This is a genomic window from Aeromicrobium duanguangcaii (assembly GCF_024508295.1).
Classification (GTDB): domain Bacteria; phylum Actinomycetota; class Actinomycetes; order Propionibacteriales; family Nocardioidaceae; genus Aeromicrobium; species Aeromicrobium duanguangcaii.
In genome coordinates, this window is record NZ_CP101990.1 from 1,231,459 (window position 1) to 1,247,438 (window position 15,980).

A 15,980-nucleotide genomic window follows, 5' to 3' on the forward strand; every position below is an offset into this window, starting at 1 on the left:
GCTGGAAACATGTCGATTCTGGTGACTGGTGGAGCCGGCTACATCGGGGCTCACGTCGTCCGCGCGCTCGAGCGCGCGGGCCTGGACTCGGTCGTCGTCGACGACCTGTCCAGCGGACATCGCGAGTTCGTGCGGCCGCAGGTGCCCTTCATCGACCTCAACATCCTCGACACCCAGGCCCTCGTCGAGCAGCTCTCCGAGCACCGCATCGACGCCGTGATCCACCTGGCCGCGTTCAAGTACGCGGGGGTGTCGGTCGAGCAGCCGCTGCACACGTGGCGGCAGAACGTCGGCGGCACGCTGAGCCTCCTGCAGGCGATGGCCGAGCTGGGGATCGGCGCGATCGTCTTCTCCAGCTCCGCGGCGGTCTACGGCACGACGGACATCGACCTCGTCACCGAGGACACGCCGACCAGCCCGGAGTCGCCGTACGGCGAGTCGAAGCTGGTGGGGGAGTGGATGATCCGCGACCAGGCCGTGGCCACGGGCCTGCGGCACACGTCGCTGCGGTACTTCAACGTCGTGGGCTCGGGCGAGCCGGACCTCTACGACTCCAGCCCGCACAACCTGTTCCCGCTGGTCATCCGCGCGCTGAGCCGGGGAGAGCAGCCGCGGATCAACGGCACGGACTACCCGACGCCGGACGGCACGTGCGTGCGCGACTACGTGCACGTCGCCGACCTGGCCGAGGCCCACGTGACGGCGGTCCGCCGGCTGCTGGCCGGCGACGAGCTCGAGCCGGTCTACAACCTGGGCAGCGGCGACGGCGTGTCGGTCCGGCAGATCATGCAGGCCGTCGCGGGCGCGACGGGCGTGGACTTCGATCCGGTGGAGGCGGAGCGTCGCCCCGGGGACCCGGCGCGCATCGTCGCGTCGGGAGAGCGTGCCACGCGCGACCTGGACTGGAAGATGCGGCACACCCTCGACGACATGGTGGCCAGCGCCTGGCGGGCGCGGCCTGCGGACGCGACCGCCTGACGGGTCGGGTCAGACCCGGCGCAGGACCGCGGTGACCTTGCCGATGATCTGGGCGTCGGTGCCGTCGATCGGGTCGTAGGCGGGGTTCTGCGGCAGCAGCCAGACCTGCCCGTCGCGGCGGCTGAGCGTCTTCACCGTGGCCTCGCCGTCGATCATGGCGGCGACCATCTCGCCGTTCTCGGCGACCTGCTGCTGGCGGATCACCACGTAGTCGCCGTCGCAGATCGCGGCGTCGACCATCGAGTCGCCCTTGACCTCGAGCAGGAAGAGCGTGCCGTCGCCGACCAGCGAGCGCGGCAGCGGCATGACCTCCTCCACGCGCTGCTCGGCCAGGATCGGACCGCCGGCCGCGATGCGACCGACCATCGGCACGTAGGCCGGCTCGGGAGCGGCGTCGCCGCTGTCGGTCTCGTCGTGGTCGGTGGGGCGGGCGCGCATCGCCGGCTTGGAGTCGGGCAGGTAGATCTCCAGGGCGCGCGGGCGGTGCGGATCGCGGCGGATGAAGCCCTTGCGCTCGAGCATCCGCAGCTGGTGCGAGACCGAGGACGTGCTGGCCAGGTCACAGGCGGCGCCGACCTCGCGCATGCTGGGCGGGTAGCCCTGAGCCTCGATGTGCTCCTTGAGGAACACCAGGATGCGACGTTGGCGCTTGGTCAGGCCGGTCAGGTCGACCGGTTCGTCCAGGTTCTCGCTCATGGGACGACGGTAGCCGGGGTGGGCGGCGCGATCAAACAGGTGTTCGATACGGCGTGTCCCCGCGGTGGCCTAGGGTGTGGGACGTGAGCTACGTGGTGGTGGGAACCCGGGACGGTCAGCAGTGGAACGTCGAGGTGTCGGGCGTCGGAACGGCCCGCGCGGCCGAGCTCGGCCAGATCGAGTCGGTCGCGCGTGAGGTGTTGCGCGAGCACGCGGTGGCCGACCACGCGACCGTCGACCTGCAGCTGCTGCTGCCGGACTTCGAGGTCGACCTGCAGCAGCAGGGCGTGCCGCGCCACGGCCTCGGACCGGTCGAGCTGATCAGCGCCCTCATCGCCCTGGTGGTCGTCGTCGGCGCGATCGCCTTCCTCGTGGGTCGCGCGCTCGGCTGAGCGGCTCTGCCGGCGCGCCGAGCGTCGCACGCTCCTGCGCGAGCAAGGCCTCCCGGGTGATCGTCTCCTCGCTGACGATGCCCTCGCGGGTGGCCTCGACGCACGCCCCGAACAAGATGGCCCACATCCCGATCCACAGCCACAGCAGCAGCACGATGACGCCGGCCAGCGCGCCGTACGTGCGGGCGTAGGTGCCGACGGTCTCGACGTAGATCGAGAACCCGGCCGAGCTCAGGAGCCAGATCGCCCCGGCCAGGAGGACCCCGCGGGTGATGAGCGGGCCGGTGGCGGGTCGCTGTGGCGCGTGGCGATAGAGGACGCCGATCGCCACGAGGACCGCGCCCGCCAGTGCGAGCCAGCGGACGAGGTGCGCGACCAGGCGCGTGACCGTGCCCGCGCCGAGCACGTCGAGCACGACGGGGACCACCGCGACGACTGCGATCGCGAGCAGGCCGAACGCGATGGCTCCGGCCGTCAGTGCCACCCCGACGAGCCGGCGGACGACGTACCGGCGGCGGCGCGGCAGTCCGTACAGCTGGTTGACGGCGGCGACGAGGTGGAAGACCCCACTGGACGCGGAGTACAGGGCCGCCACCACGGCGGCGGCGGCGCTCGCTCCCAGCGACCCGGTCGACGCGGTCGTGATCTGGCGCATCTGGTTCGTGACGAGCGACGCGGCTTCGGCCGGCAGGACGGCGGTCAGCCAGCGGGTCTGGTCCGCGACGCTGCCGGGATCGGCGACGAGCCCGTAGATCGAGGCCGTGGCGATGAGTGCGGGGACCAGGGACGTGAACAGGAAGAACGCCACGCCCGCCGCCAGCAGTGACGCCTGACGCGCGGACGCCTGCCGCCAGGCCGTGACCAGCGTCTGCAGCAGGGGCATGGCCCGACGGTAGCGCCGGCGCCGGGGGAGCGCGCTGATGTTCCGGTGCGAACGACACGCCCGTTCGAACAAGATTTCGACAATGCTCGATTTTGTCAGAGGTCACCCGTACAGTCGTTCGTGTGTTCGATAGAACACGTGATCGAATCGAACAGCCGCACTTCCCCGGAGGCCACCATGAGCATCACCCTCGACCACAGCCCCTTCTCGGTCGTCGACCTGCCCCGTCGTCCGATGGTGACCCGCACGACGTACCAGGCGACCGGCGTCGCGCCCGCCGCGCCGCTGCGCCTGACCGGTCGTGGCCGGATCGCCCTGGTGGCCGTCGCCCTCGCCGTGATCAGCGCCCTGGTGATCGTCTTCGGCTCCGCCGTGGTCGCCTCCGACTCCGCCGCCGAGCCGGGCATCGTCACCACGGTGACGGTCCAGCCGGGTCAGACCCTCTGGAGCATCGCCGCCGAGGCGCGTCCCGACGCCGACATCCGGTCCACCGTGGACGAGATCGTCAAGCTCAACGCCCTCGAGGACGGCGCCGCCCTTCCCATCGGCACCACCCTCGCCGTGCCGACGACCGACTGATCGCCATCTTCTGAGCCCGCGCGCGGCGCCCATCGATGCCCTGGGGAAGGGGCCGGTGGGCGCCGCGTTGCGTTGTCCGGGGGTTCGACACGCGTTCATCGCCGACTCGTTCCGCTGAGGATGAACGCGGCGTAGCGTGGGGTCTGGACATCGACAGAGGAGGTCCGCATGACGATCGCCGCTCACGGCCATCACCAGCACCGCATCCACGTGATGACCCGCTTCCGGGGGCAGGTGCTGAGTCGAGCCGCGGTCCTGCTGGCGGCCAGCGCGGTGACGTGGGCCCTGCCCGCGCGCGAGGGCACCCACGGCGTCGATGCGCCGGTCCGCTGGCTCGGCAGCGCCCTGACCGAGGCGCAGGTCCTGCCCGCCCTCGTCGTCCTGCTGGCGCTCGTCGGTGTCGGGTACGTGTGGCAGCGGGTGCGTCCGGCCGACATGGGCGCGCTGGCCTGGGTCGTGGCCGGGGGCGCCCTGGGCTTCGTGTCGCTCGCTCTGGTCGTGGCGGTCGGCTCGGGCGAGGGGCCGGTCTACTGGTGGCTCGGGGTCGGCGTGGTCGTCACCTCGATGACCCTGCAGGTCCTGGCCGTGCTGGCCGGCCACGGGCTGGCCGTGCTGGCGGCCCGACGCCACGAGACGACGCCGGACTGAACGGAACCGGCGGACAGCCGTGCGCACGAACGAACGCCCCGGTCGAAGGACCGGGGCGTTCGTACGTTCAGGCGTCGGGCGTCAGCTCTTGAGCTGTCCGCCGGCGCTCTCGAGGTGGGCGCGCACGAACCAGTGGAACAGCTCGAGCGTCTTGGTCTGCCCGATGATCATGTCCTCGGTCACCGGGTCGAGGTCCTCGACCGCGGCCTGCGCCTTGCGGTGGTCGTCGATGAGGCCGATGTAGACCGCGTCGAGCGCCTTGAGGTGCTCCGTCGTGGTCGCGCGGCCCAACGGGTAGTCGTCCCACGAGCGTCCGTCGACGATCGCCTTGGGCGTGCCCAGCGGGACGGCGCCCAGGGTCGCAATGCGCTCGGCGGTCTCGTCGACCATGTCGCGAACCTCGACGACGTGGGGATCGATCATCTCGTGCACCGCGATGAAGTGGGGGCCCACGACGTTCCAGTGCACGTGCTTGAGGGTGAGCATCAGGTCGTTGAGTGCGTTCAGCCGATCCTGCAGCGTCTTCGCGAGGCTCTCGCCGTCGGCGATGCTGAGACCGGGAACCGTGTACTTGGGTTTGGTGGCCATGCCTCCACCGTAGAGGGATCGCCGGGCGCCGCAACCGCAGCGCGTGTGACTTTCTCAGCCCTCGAGGGTGCCGCGCAGGCGGGCGTGTTCACGGGCGCTTCGCACCCGTGCGACGGCCGCCGTCCAGGCCCGATCGGCCTCTTCCTGGTGGCCCAGCCGCGACAGCAGATCGGCTCGCGTCGCGTGGTAGAGGTGACTGTCGAGGCCGAAGCCCTCGACCACCTTGAGTGCGGCCTCGGCGCCGCGGACCTCCGCGAGAGCGGTGGCGCGACTGAGGGCGACGAGGTCGGAGGGCGCCAGGGTCATCAGCTGGTCGTGCAGGGCCAGGATGCGGTCCCAGTCGGTGTCCTCGGCGCTCGGGGCGTTGACGTGCTCGGACTGGATGGTGGCGCGGATCTGGTACGGGCCCGAGGGGTTCTGGCGCCGGCTCGCGCGCAGCAGGAACAGGCCCTCGTCGATCTCGTCGCGGTGCCAGCGGGAGCGGTCCTGCAGGCCGAACGGGATGAGCGAGCCGTCGGGGGCCACGCGGGCGTCGCGGCGCGCGCGGGTCAGCAGCATGATGGCCAGGGCAGCGCGCGGCTCGGACTCGGCCGGGAACTGCTCCACGAGGACCCGGGTCGTCTCGACGGCCTCGTAGGGAAGGTCGAGGTGGCAGTGGGGGTGGATGATGCCGTCGTCGAAGACCAGCATCAGCACGTCCAGCACGCTGTCGAGCGGCTCGGCGGTCAGCTCGTCGGGGATGACCCGGCCGAGCAGGGCCCGGGCGCGGTCCTCGGACCAGGCGAGGCGCCGCTCCATCGTCTGGTCGGGAACGGCGAAGGCGCGCGCGATCTCATCGGTCGGGAAGCCGCCGGCCACGGCCAGCATGAGCGCGATGCGCGCGGCCATGGGCAACGACGAGTGGCAGCAGGCCGCCAGGAGGCTCAGCACGGCCGACGCGTCGTCCTCGGCCACGTGGGGGACCGGATCGGTCCGTCCGGCGGTGGCCCAGGCGATCTCGAGCAGCGTCCCGGCCAGGTCGGCCGGCGGCTCCTGCTCGTCCAGGGAGACGAGCGCCCGGTCCACGGCGTCCCGGGCCTCACCGAGGTCGCCGACGTGCGCGGTGACCACGCCCAGCGCCCGCAGGCGCGCGGCGCGAAGGTCTCGGGGGAGGCTGTGGGTCATGTCGGTGTCGCGGTGTCCAAGGTGCGCAAGGGACAAGGCGACTCCTCTCGTTCCGTGCGGTCGGTCGTGATGGGCGCGGGCACTCGATGCGACCCCTCGATGGTGGCCGACACGCCCGTGATCCGCGACTTGACCAGCGCTGCCCCCCGGCTGACCTGCGCAAACGTCGTCCTCGAGACCCACGGGTCCGATTGTGTCGGACTTCTTTGCGATGTTGTTGCTTACCGGTGACACGCCACGTAGAGTAACCACTACATCTAGTAGTTACACAGATGTGATTCTCCACATATAGGTCCACAGGCACCGTCCTGTTGTCCACATCACATGTGAAGATGTCCACACTTCGTCCCCAGGTTCTCCACCGGGGACGCAATTCGGTCCGATGCGAGGAGGAAACGATGCACTGCCCGTTCTGCAAGAACACCGACACGCGCGTGCTCGACTCGCGGGTGGCCGACGAGGGCGGCTCCATTCGCCGTCGCCGGGCCTGCTCGCAATGCGAGAAGCGCTTCACCACGATCGAGCAGATGCAGCTCATGGTCGTGAAGCGCTCGGGGGCCACCGAGCCGTTCGTCCGCGAGAAGGCCGTCGCCGGCGTCGCCAAGGCCTGCAAGGGTCGGCCGGTCTCGACCGACGACCTGGCCTGCCTCGGCCAGCAGGTCGAGGACGCCCTGCGCGCCTCCGGCCAGGCCGAGATCAACACGCAGGACATCGGGATGGCCATCCTCGAGCCCCTGCGCGCCCTCGACGAGGTCGCGTACCTGCGCTTCGCGTCGGTCTACAAGTCCTTCGACTCCGCCGACGACTTCGTCGCCGAGATCGCCGGGCTCATGGCCGACCAGGCCGACATCGCCCAGGTGCTCGACCGCACCGCCGAGGCCGCATCGCCGAAGCACCCCGACTCCGGGTCCTGACCGACCCGCAGTCCCCAGACGACACACATCCACGCTGCACACCACGACAGGAGCACCACATGACCGAGACGGTCGGCGGGACCTCGGGATCCGCCCCTCGCACCAGCCGCAAGTCCGCGAAGAGCGGCTTGAAGATCGAGCGAGTCCACACCACCGAGGGCGTGCACCCGTACGACGCGGTCACCTGGGAGCGGCGTGACGTCGTCCAGACCAACTGGAAGACCGGCGAGACCGTGTTCGAGCAGCGCGGCGTGGAGTTCCCCGACTTCTGGAGCCTCAACGCCTCGACCATCGTCACCACGAAGTACTTCCGCGGCGCCGTGGGCAGCCCCGAGCGCGAGTCGAGCCTGCGCCAGCTGCTCGACCGCGTCGTCCTGACCTACGTCAAGGCCGGCAAGGACTTCGGCTACTTCGCCACCGACGCCGACGCCGAGATCTTCGAGCACGAGCTGACCTACATGCTCCTGCACCAGATCTTCAGCTTCAACAGCCCCGTGTGGTTCAACGTCGGCACGTCCAGCCCCCAGCAGGTCAGCGCCTGCTTCATCCTGGCCGTCGACGACTCGATGGACTCGATCCTGAACTGGTACCGCGAGGAGGGCCTGATCTTCAAGGGCGGCTCCGGTGCCGGCCTGAACCTGTCGCGCATCCGCTCCAGCAAGGAGCTGCTGCGCTCGTCCGGTGGCACCGCCTCGGGCCCCGTGTCCTTCATGCGCGGCGCCGACGCGTCCGCCGGCACGATCAAGTCCGGTGGCGCCACCCGTCGCGCCGCCAAGATGGTCGTGCTCGACGTCGATCACCCCGACATCGTCGAGTTCGTCGAGACCAAGGAGCGCGAGGAGGAGAAGATCCGCGTGCTGCGTGACGCGGGCTTCGACATGGATCTGGGCGGCTCGGACATCACCAGCGTCCAGTACCAGAACGCCAACAACTCGGTTCGCGTCAACGACGAGTTCATGGAGGCCGTCGAGGAGGGCACCTCCTTCGGTCTGCGCGCCCGCACCAGCGGCGAGGTCATCGAGGAGATCGACGCCCGCGAGCTGTGGGGCAAGATGGCCCACGCCGCGTGGGCGTGCGCCGACCCGGGCATCCAGTACGACTCGACCATCAACGACTGGCACACCACGCCGGAGTCGGGCCGGATCACCGCCTCGAACCCGTGCAGCGAGTACATGCACCTGGACAACTCCAGCTGCAACCTGGCCAGCCTGAACCTGCTGAAGTTCCTCACCGCCGAGGGCACCTTCGACACCACGAAGTTCGTCAAGAGCGTCGAGTTCATCATCACCGCGATGGACATCTCGATCTGCTTCGCCGACTTCCCGACCGAGGCCATCGGCGACACGACGCGCAAGTTCCGTCAGCTGGGCATCGGCTACGCCAACCTCGGCGCGCTGCTCATGGCTTCGGGCCTGGCGTACGACTCCGAGGGTGGCCGGGCGCTGGCTGCGGGCATCACCTCGCTGATGACCGGCACGTCCTACCGCCGCAGCGCCGAGCTCGCCGGAGTCGTCGGCCCCTACGAGGGCTACGCCGCCAACGTCGACGGCCACCAGCGCGTCATGCGCAAGCACCAGGCCGCCAACGACGAGATCCGCACCAAGCACGCGATCGACATCGCCGTGCAGAAGGAGGCCACCAAGCAGTGGGCGGCCAACCTGAAGATCGGTGAGAAGAACGGCTGGCGCAACTCCCAGGCCTCCGTCCTGGCGCCCACCGGCACGATCGGCTTCATGATGGACTGCGACACGACCGGCATCGAGCCGGACTTCTCGCTGGTCAAGTTCAAGAAGCTCGTCGGCGGCGGCTCGATGCAGGTCGTCAACCAGACGGTCCCGGCGGCTCTCGAGAAGCTGGGCTACACCGGCGAGACCATCGAGGCGATCGTCGAGTTCATCGCCGAGAACGGCCACGTCATCGACGCCCCGGGCCTGCGCCCGGAGCACTACGAGGTCTTCGACTGCGCCGTGGGTGAGCGGGCCATCAAGCCGATGGGCCACGTCCGGATGATGGCGGCCTGCCAGCCGTTCCTGTCCGGCGCCATCAGCAAGACGGTCAACATGCCCGAGACTGCGACGGTCGAGGAGATCGCCGACGTGTACTTCCAGGGCTGGAAGCTCGGCCTGAAGGCGCTGGCGGTCTACCGCGACAACTGCAAGGTCGGCCAGCCGCTGTCCAGCCAGAAGACGCAGGACAAGGCGACCAGTGGCCAGGCCGCGGCCGAGGCCGAGGTCAAGATCGTCGAGAAGATCGTCGAGAAGCCGATCCGTCGCCGTCTGCCCAAGTCGCGCGCTGCGATCACGACCAGCTTCAGCGTCGGTGGCGCCGAGGGCTACATGACCTCCGGTGCCCACGACGACGGCACGCTGGGCGAGATCTTCCTCAAGCTGGGCAAGCAGGGCTCGACCCTGGCCGGCGTGATGGACGCGTTCAGCATCGCGGTCTCGATCGGCCTGCAGTACGGCGTGCCGCTGGAGACGTTCGTCAGCAAGTTCACGAACCTCAAGTTCGAGCCGGCCGGTCTGACCGACGACCCGGACGTGCGGATGGCGCAGTCGATCATGGACTACGTCTTCCGTCGCCTGGCGCTGGACTACATCGACTTCGACACCCGGTCGGCCATGTCGATCTTCTCGGTCGACGAGCGTCAGCGGTACCTGGACACGGGCTCGTACGAGCCGGTCACGGGCGACGGCTCCACCGCCGCCGAGCTGGTCACCGACGAGTCCGCGGGCACCACGCCCGAGGCGGCTGCCGAGATCAAGGCCGAGGCGCAGATCGCCGACGCCGACGCGGTGGCGGTCCAGGTCGAGACGGCACGTCCGGCCTCCGGTCGGGCCCACACCTCGGCCGAGCTGCTCGAGGAGATCACCGGATCGGCGGTCGACAGCCCGCTGTGCATGACCTGCGGCACGAAGATGCGTCCCGCCGGCTCCTGCCACGTGTGCGAGGGCTGCGGCAGCACCAGCGGCTGCAGCTGATCTCGAGGCGGCGGCAGGTGCAGCCGCCCCTCGTCCCGGCCCGGACTCTCCTCGCGGAGGGTCCGGGCCGGTCCCTTTGTCCGGGCGTCAGCCCCGGGTCCACTCCTGCGACTGGGTCAGCCGGAAGAGGTAGACCAGTGGCGGCACCACGAGCACAGCGGCCAGCCCCACGACGACGAGCAGTCCGACCAAGGTGGCGTCCGCCCCGGCGCCGTCCTCGATCCGGACCTGGTCGACCAGGAGCCACGGGTACTGCCCGACGCCCCAGCCGGTGACGACCGACGCCACGGCGACGACCGCGGTCACGCGGGCGGGGCTGTAGCGCCGCCGGAACAGCAACACCAGCGTTCCCGCGCCGGCCAGCGCCGACGCCACGATGAGCGGGGCGGCCCGTCCTTCGAGGCCCGCTGCCAGCGTGGGGGAGTCCTGGGCGATGGGGACGAGCGCGGCGAAGACCACGACACCGGTGGCGACGCCGACCGCCAGGGTGCGCAGGCGCAGGCTGTCGGCCAGTGCGGCGTGGCCGCCGCGGTCGGCGTCCGCGGTGAGGAAGACCCCGCCGAGAAAGGCACAGGTCCCGACGGCGATGATCCCGCCGAGGATCGAGGTCGGGTTGAGCCATGAGGTCCACAGGTCGCCGCGCCCCTGCGCCGGGACCCGGCCGGAGGCGATCGCGCCGGCGACCGTCCCGAGGAAGAACGGCGTGATGAGCGAGGAGCCGGCGAACACCGTGCCGTACAGCCGGGCCTGGCTCATGGTCGGGGCGAACTTGCGGAAGGCGAAGGCGGAGCCGCGCAGGACGATGCCCAGCAGGGCGAAGAGCATCGGCAGGATCAGGGTGTTCATCGCGGACGCGAAGGACTGGGGGAAGCCGGTCCACCACATCACCAGGACGTAGATCAGCCACACGTGGTTTGCCTCCCAGACCGGACCGATGCTGTGGTCCACCAGCGTGCGCAGTTCGGCGCCGCGCCGCGCACCGCCGGCCGTCAGGTCGTAGAAGCCCGACCCGAAGTCCGCGCCGCCGAACAGGGCGTACGCCACGACACCGACGAACAGCGCGGCGGCGACCGCCACCTGGAGGGTCACGAGCCCACCGGGCGCTCGTCGACACCGGGCTCCTGGAGCTCGGGTCCGTACGGACTGGGCAGGTCCTCCTCGCCCGCGCGCCACCGCCGCGACATGGAGCGCAGGACGGTGATCGCGCCGATCGTGAGGGCGGTGTACAGGATCGTGGTCGCGACCAGCAGGATCCACAGATCGGGATTGTCGCCCGCGGCGTCGGCGGTTCTCAGGACGTCGTAGACGACCCAGGGCTGTCGCCCGACCTCGGTCGCGATCCAGCCGGCCTCCAGCGCGATCAGCGCGAGAGGCCCGGCCGCCACGGCGGCCCGCAGCATCCACCGGTTGGCCAGCAGGTCCCACCCGCGCCACCGGGCGAACCAGTACACGACGACGGCGACGGCCAGCAGCGTCCCGATGCCCACCATGGTCTGGAACGCGACGTGCGTGATGTTGATGGGCGGCTGGTCCGCGACCGGGATCTCGTCGAGTCCCACCACCGGCTTCGTGAATGAGTTCCGGGCGATGATCGAGCCGAGGTACGGGATGTCGAGGGAGTAGCGGACCTCGCCGTCGACCAGCAGCCCACCCAGTCGCAGTGGGGAGGGGCTCTCGGTCGTGGTGGCGAGCTCGAAGGCGGCCAGCTTCGCCGGCTGACGGGTGGCGATGCGCAGGCCCAGCAGGTGTCCGACGAACGGCTGGATCACGGCGGCCACGCTCGCGAAGACGAACGCCATCGTGAATCCCAGGCGATGGTGCCGGTTGCGCCGTCCGCGCAGCATTCCGGCGGCGTAGACGCCCGCGACCAGGAATCCCACGACCATGTAGGCCGCGACCCACATGTGCGCGAACTGCAAGATGGCGCCGGGGTTGAACAGCACCTCCCAGGGCCGGATGTCGACGACCTCGCCGCCCTCGATGGCGAAGCCGACCGGCATGTTCATCCAGGCGTTGACCGCGACGACGCAGTACGTCCCCACGACGCCGGCGACGGCCATCGGCAGGATCATCAGCAGGTGCAGCCGCGGCGGCATGCGCCCCCAGCCGTAGAGGTAGATCCCCAGGAAGATCGCCTCGGTGAAGAACGAGAGTCCCTCGAACGCGAACGGCAGTCCCAGGACGTCGCCGAACGGACCCATCAGACCGGGCCACAGCAGGCCCATCTCGAAGCTGAGCACCGTCCCCGAGACCGCGCCGATGGCGAACAGCACGGCCGAGACCTTGGCCCACCGCTGCGCCAGGGTCAGGGCGTTCGCGTCGTCGCGGTACACGCCGCGCCAGTGCGCGACGAAGATCATCGCGGGGAAGGCGACCCCGAACGACGCGAGCACGATGTGCCACCCCAGGGAGAGCGCCATCTGCTGGCGGGCGGGCAGCAGTCCCGCCGGATCCTGTCCGGCGAGAACCTCTTGGACCAGGTCGAGGACCGCCACATCAGCCAACGTAACCCCGCGTCAGGTCGTCCACCTCCCGGCTGTATTCCGGTCGCGGGCTTGCGCGGCGGGTCATGCGGCGCAGCATGGAGGCATGGAGCGTCTGGTGATCGTCGGGGCAGGGCTGGCTGCCGCGAAGGCCGTCGAGCGGCTGAGGGACGAGGACTACGAGGGGTCGATCACCGTCGTGGGGGCGGAGCCGCACGCGCCGTACGAGCGCCCACCGCTGTCGAAGGATCTGCTGCTCGGCAAGGACACCGATCCGGAGGTGCTGGACCCCGGCTGGTGGGCCGACCACGACGTCAGGCTGCTCACCGGCGACCGGGCGACTTCGCTGGACCGGAACGGGCGACGGGTGACCCTGGAGTCGGGGGAGCGGCTCCCGTACGACCTGCTGATCCTGGCCGCGGGCGCGCAACCGCGCGTTCCCGACGTGCCCGGCGCCGACACGGCGCTCTACCTACGCACGCGCGAGGACTCGGCGGAACTGCTCCGGGCGCTGGAGTCCGGTGGCCGCCTGGTGATCATCGGCGCGGGCTGGATCGGCCTCGAGGTGGCCGCCGCCGCCCGTCATCACGGGGTCGAGGTGATGGTCCTCGAGCAGGCCGACCTGCCCTTGGCGAACGTCGTGGGCGTCGAACTGGCCGAGCACCTGGTCGGCCTGCACCGGTCCCACGGCGTCGATCTGCGGACCGGCGTCGCGGTGGAGGAGGTGCTGGTCCGGTCCGGGCGTCCGACCGGCGTGCGCACCTCGCAGGGCACGATCGACGCCGATCACGTCCTGGTCGCGGTCGGTGCCGTCCCTGATGTCGTCCTGGCGGAGGACGCCGGGCTCGAGGTCGACGGCGGCATCGTGGTGGACGAGCGGTTCCAGACCGCGGACGAGCGCGTGATGGCGATCGGCGACGTCGCCAACGCTTGGAACACGACGTTGCACGACCGGCTGCGGGTCGAGCACTGGGACAACGCGATCCGTCAGGGCCGGGCGGCCGCGGACGTGCTGCTGGGCCTGGACACCACCCACGACTGGCTCCCGTACTTCTTCACCGACCAGTTCGAGCTCTCGATGGAGTACGTGGGCCGGGCCGGGCCGGACGACCGGCTCGAGATCCACGGGGACCTGACCGCGAACCGCTTCATCGCCTACTGGTTCGACGGGCAGAACCTGCTGACCGCCGCCATGAACGTCGGGATCTGGGATGTCAGCGACACGCTGCGTGAGATGGTGGGCCGCCGGGTCGATCCGGCGGAGCTGGCGGCGGTGGGCTGAGCCGGCACCGTGCCGGGCCCCGGGGGATGCACCGCCCCCGGGACCCGGTCTCGCTGTGCCCGCAGCCCCAGAGGGGGGCGATCGCGGGCACTTCGACCGTAGGTGAGGAAGCACACTCAGGCAACTTGGAGTGACAGCCGCGTTGCATTCGTGCATGCTTTGCATGACTGCATAGAATGCAGTTGTGCAAACAGAAACCGTCAGCCCCCTGGTGGCCGAGCGCCAGCGCCAGACGTGGACCGCCATCCACCACGCCGCCTCGGCGGCCACCCGCGAGCACGGACCCGACGAGGTCACCGTCGCCCAGATCGCCGCGGCCGCGGGCATCTCGCCGCGCACCTTCTTCAACTACTTCGACTCGAAGGAGGACGCCATCGTCGGCGTCCGCGCTCCGCGGATCACCGAGGACGCGGTCCAGATGCTGCGCGACTCCCGCGACGAGCCGGCCCTGCTACGGGTCAGCAAGCTCGTGACCGAGGTCGCAGCCAGCACGATCGGTCCCGGGGTCGACCTCGTCCAGCGCCGGGCGCTGGCCGCCTCGCACCCGCGGCTCCGCGCCCGCCTCTCGCAGGTCTTCACCGACAGCCGCAAGCTCGTCATCGCCCGCATGATCGAGGACACCGAGCCGCCGTGGCTGGGCATCGAGGGCCTGCCGACCGACCCCATCGAGGCTCACGCTCTCGTCCTGCTCGCCGGGGCGGTCGTGACTCTCACCTGGACGGGCGACCCGGACTTCTTCCACACCGACCGGGACGCCGCTCTCATCTGCGCCATCACCATCTTCCGAAAGGTCACCTCCACCGCACTATGACGATCACCACCCCCTCCACTCGGGCGCACGAGAAGCGCACCGTCATCTTGGTATTCGCGGCCCTCATGCTCGTCATGCTGCTGGCCTCGCTGAGCCAGACCGTGCTCTCGACCGCGCTGCCGACGATCGTCGGCTCGCTCAACGGCGCCGACCACATCGCCTGGGTCATGACCGCCTACCTGCTGGGCATGACCGTGACGATGCCGATCTACGGGCGCCTCGGCGACCGCCTCGGTCGCAAGCCCATGCTGCTGCTCGCGATCACCCTGTTCACCGTCGGCTCCCTGCTGGGCGCGGTCGCGCAGGACATGAACGTCCTCATCGCGGCGCGCGCCGTGCAGGGCCTGGGCGGCGGCGGACTCATGGTGCTGTCGCAGGCCGCGATCGCCGACGTCGTGCCCGCGCGCGAGCGCGGCAAGTACATGGGCATCCTCGGGGCCGTCTTCGGCCTGTCGTCAGTCGCCGGCCCGCTGCTGGGCGGCTGGTTCACCGAGGGTCCCGGCTGGCGCTGGACCTTCTGGATCAACGTCCCGCTGGGCGTGGTGGCCTTCGTCGCGGTCGTGGCGCTGCTGCAGAAGCCGGTCGTCGAGCGCGCCAAGACCCGCGTGGACTACCTGGGCATGACGCTGCTGGCCATCGCCACCAGCGCCCTGATCCTGGGCGCGACGTGGGGCGGCCACCAGTACGCCTGGACCAGCCCGCAGATCATCGGCCTGGCCGTCATCACCGTCGTCGCCGCGTTCGCGTTCGTCGCGGTCGAGCGCCGGGCCGAGGAGCCCGTCATGCCGCTGGGCCTCTTCCGCGACCGCAACTTCAACCTGACCACGGTGGGCGTCATCATCCTGGGCGTGTGCATGTTCGGCTCGCTGTCGTACCTGCCCACCTACCTGCAGATGTCGGTCGGCGTCACCGCCACCCAGGCCGGCCTCATGATGATCCCGATGATGGGCGGCATGCTCGTCACGTCGATCGTCGTCGGCCAGGCGGTCAGCCGCACGGGTCGCTACCGCTGGTACCCGATCGCCGGTGCCGTGGTCACGGGCCTGGGCCTGTTCCTGCTGTCGACGGTCGACATCGGCGACCCGCGCTGGCACATCGAGGGCGGGCTGCTGGTGCTGGGCATCGGCATCGGCCTGGGCATGCAGGTGCTGACGCTGATCGTGCAGAACTCGTTCTCGCACCGGATCGTCGGCACGGCGACCGCGGCGAACAACTTCTTCCGCCAGGTCGGCGGCACGCTGGGCGCCGCGGCGGTCGGCTCGATCTTCACGACGCGCCTGACCGACTCGCTCGCGGCCACGCTGCCCGAGTCCGGCACCGGCGGCGGGTCGTCGTCGCTGACGCCCGACATGGTCTCGAGCCTGCCGCCCGCGCTGCACGACCTCGTGGTGGGCGCCTACAACGAGGCGCTCATGCCGATCTTCCTGTGGCTGGCCCCGTTCGCGGCGGTCTCGGCGGCGGTCCTGTGGTTCGTCCACGAGAAGCCGCTGCGCCACACCATCGAGACTGCCAAGAAGGACGAGTCGCTGGGTGAGCACACGCTCGACGCGGCCGAGGCGATGACCGGCGCCGAGCGCTGAC

The 15,980-nt window shown here is 70.2% G+C and carries 15 protein-coding genes; 9 read left to right on the top strand and 6 right to left on the bottom strand.

Features of this window, described 5'->3' with window-relative positions:
* Positions 1 to 9: 9 nt before the first annotated feature.
* Positions 10 to 978: a UDP-glucose 4-epimerase GalE gene (gene galE / locus NP095_RS06245; RefSeq protein ID WP_232416833.1), complete on the top strand. Its 969-nt coding sequence runs from the start codon at positions 10 to 12 to the stop codon at positions 976 to 978.
* A gap of 9 nt (positions 979 to 987) precedes the next feature.
* Here galE and lexA read toward each other — a convergent pair whose 3' ends face one another.
* Entirely contained in the window at positions 988 to 1,674 is a 687-nt protein-coding gene (lexA, locus tag NP095_RS06250) for a transcriptional repressor LexA (protein ID WP_232416832.1), read from the bottom strand.
* A gap of 83 nt (positions 1,675 to 1,757) precedes the next feature.
* Here lexA and NP095_RS06255 point away from each other — a divergent pair, with 83 nt between their 5' ends.
* Complete coding sequence (locus NP095_RS06255) at positions 1,758 to 2,066, top strand: hypothetical protein (protein WP_232416831.1); 309 nt, start codon at positions 1,758 to 1,760, stop codon at positions 2,064 to 2,066.
* On the opposite strand, the gene NP095_RS06260 is transcribed toward NP095_RS06255, so the two are convergent.
* Entirely contained in the window at positions 2,005 to 2,949 is a 945-nt protein-coding gene (locus NP095_RS06260; protein ID WP_232416830.1) for a YihY/virulence factor BrkB family protein, read from the bottom strand. The genes NP095_RS06255 and NP095_RS06260 overlap by 62 nt on opposite strands.
* Before the next feature lie 177 nt (positions 2,950 to 3,126).
* On the opposite strand from NP095_RS06260, the gene NP095_RS06265 reads away from it, so the two are divergent.
* The gene (locus NP095_RS06265) at positions 3,127 to 3,528 is read left to right on the top strand and encodes a LysM peptidoglycan-binding domain-containing protein (RefSeq protein ID WP_232416829.1); all 402 of its coding nucleotides are present in this window, start codon (positions 3,127 to 3,129) and stop codon (positions 3,526 to 3,528) included.
* 168 nt (positions 3,529 to 3,696) lie between these two features.
* Entirely contained in the window at positions 3,697 to 4,176 is a 480-nt protein-coding gene (locus NP095_RS06270; protein WP_232416828.1) for a hypothetical protein, read from the top strand.
* 81 nt (positions 4,177 to 4,257) lie between these two features.
* Here NP095_RS06270 and NP095_RS06275 read toward each other — a convergent pair whose 3' ends face one another.
* Together NP095_RS06275 and NP095_RS06280 are read right to left on the bottom strand one after the other, a co-directional pair.
* On the bottom strand, positions 4,258 to 4,764 hold the full coding sequence (locus tag NP095_RS06275; RefSeq protein WP_232416827.1) for a Dps family protein: 507 nt from the start codon (positions 4,762 to 4,764) through the stop codon (positions 4,258 to 4,260).
* Between the two features lie 54 nt (positions 4,765 to 4,818).
* Positions 4,819 to 5,928 (bottom strand): RNA polymerase sigma factor, encoded by a 1,110-nt coding sequence (locus NP095_RS06280; protein WP_249377901.1) that lies wholly within the window; start codon positions 5,926 to 5,928, stop codon positions 4,819 to 4,821.
* A gap of 398 nt (positions 5,929 to 6,326) precedes the next feature.
* Here NP095_RS06280 and nrdR point away from each other — a divergent pair, with 398 nt between their 5' ends.
* Positions 6,327 to 6,842, top strand: a complete 516-nt coding sequence (gene nrdR, locus NP095_RS06285; protein ID WP_232416825.1) for a transcriptional regulator NrdR — start codon at positions 6,327 to 6,329, stop codon at positions 6,840 to 6,842.
* A 59-nt stretch (positions 6,843 to 6,901) separates the two neighbouring features.
* Positions 6,902 to 9,823, top strand: a complete 2,922-nt coding sequence (locus NP095_RS06290) for a vitamin B12-dependent ribonucleotide reductase (protein WP_232416824.1) — start codon at positions 6,902 to 6,904, stop codon at positions 9,821 to 9,823.
* Positions 9,824 to 9,910: 87 nt separating this feature from the next.
* Here NP095_RS06290 and NP095_RS06295 read toward each other — a convergent pair whose 3' ends face one another.
* Both NP095_RS06295 and NP095_RS06300 read right to left on the bottom strand, forming a co-directional pair.
* Positions 9,911 to 10,912 (bottom strand): cytochrome d ubiquinol oxidase subunit II, encoded by a 1,002-nt coding sequence (locus NP095_RS06295; RefSeq protein ID WP_232416823.1) that lies wholly within the window; start codon positions 10,910 to 10,912, stop codon positions 9,911 to 9,913.
* Positions 10,909 to 12,318, bottom strand: a complete 1,410-nt coding sequence (locus NP095_RS06300) for a cytochrome ubiquinol oxidase subunit I (RefSeq protein WP_232416822.1) — start codon at positions 12,316 to 12,318, stop codon at positions 10,909 to 10,911. The genes NP095_RS06295 and NP095_RS06300 overlap by 4 nt, the downstream gene beginning before the upstream one ends.
* 94 nt (positions 12,319 to 12,412) lie before the next feature.
* Here NP095_RS06300 and NP095_RS06305 point away from each other — a divergent pair, with 94 nt between their 5' ends.
* The 3 genes from NP095_RS06305 to NP095_RS06315 all read left to right on the top strand — a co-directional run bounded on the left by NP095_RS06305 (position 12,413) and on the right by NP095_RS06315 (position 15,979).
* Positions 12,413 to 13,588 (top strand): NAD(P)/FAD-dependent oxidoreductase, encoded by a 1,176-nt coding sequence (locus NP095_RS06305; RefSeq protein WP_232416821.1) that lies wholly within the window; start codon positions 12,413 to 12,415, stop codon positions 13,586 to 13,588.
* Between the two features lie 184 nt (positions 13,589 to 13,772).
* On the top strand, positions 13,773 to 14,399 hold the full coding sequence (locus tag NP095_RS06310; protein ID WP_232416820.1) for a TetR/AcrR family transcriptional regulator: 627 nt from the start codon (positions 13,773 to 13,775) through the stop codon (positions 14,397 to 14,399).
* The gene (locus NP095_RS06315; RefSeq protein WP_232416819.1) at positions 14,396 to 15,979 is read left to right on the top strand and encodes an MDR family MFS transporter; all 1,584 of its coding nucleotides are present in this window, start codon (positions 14,396 to 14,398) and stop codon (positions 15,977 to 15,979) included. The genes NP095_RS06310 and NP095_RS06315 overlap by 4 nt, the downstream gene beginning before the upstream one ends.
* Position 15,980 lies beyond the last annotated feature (1 nt).